Source organism: Bradyrhizobium sp. Kon56 (assembly GCF_055807635.1).
This window is the reverse complement of the sequence record NZ_JBVVOU010000246.1, coordinates 1-338: the sequence shown is the minus strand read 5'-3', so window position 1 is coordinate 338 and position 338 is coordinate 1. Positions and strand designations below refer to the sequence as shown.

Sequence of the window (338 nt, the reverse complement as noted above, 5' to 3'; positions counted from 1 at the left end):
AGCAGGTCCAGGTGCTTGCTGAGATTCTTCGCGCGCTACCACCACCTCCCGACCAGCACTGATCAACGGAAAAATCAATGAGCATTCTTAGCATACGGCTACAGAAGGTTGGTGGTGTAGGTCCGACAGCGGCGGCACTGATCATGGCCATAGCTATTGGTGTTGCTACGATTTTGCTTACCCGTTTTGGGCTCAACATCCAAGCAACACAGTTTGCATTATCGCTTTGCGCTGGCTGGGCATTACCAGGTGCCTATGGTGCATCGCTGAAAGAGCACGGCTTGAAGCGCCTGTGGCTTTCGGTCTTGCTCGTAGTGGCACTTTTATTTTCATCGACC

General features: G+C 52.4%; 1 protein-coding gene. It reads left to right on the top strand.

What is annotated here, in order from left to right; translation table 11 throughout:
• Positions 1-77 precede the first annotated feature (77 nt).
• The coding region (locus AC0L3B_RS38825; RefSeq protein WP_473382984.1) for a hypothetical protein at positions 78-338 on the top strand (261 nt) is incomplete at its 3' end.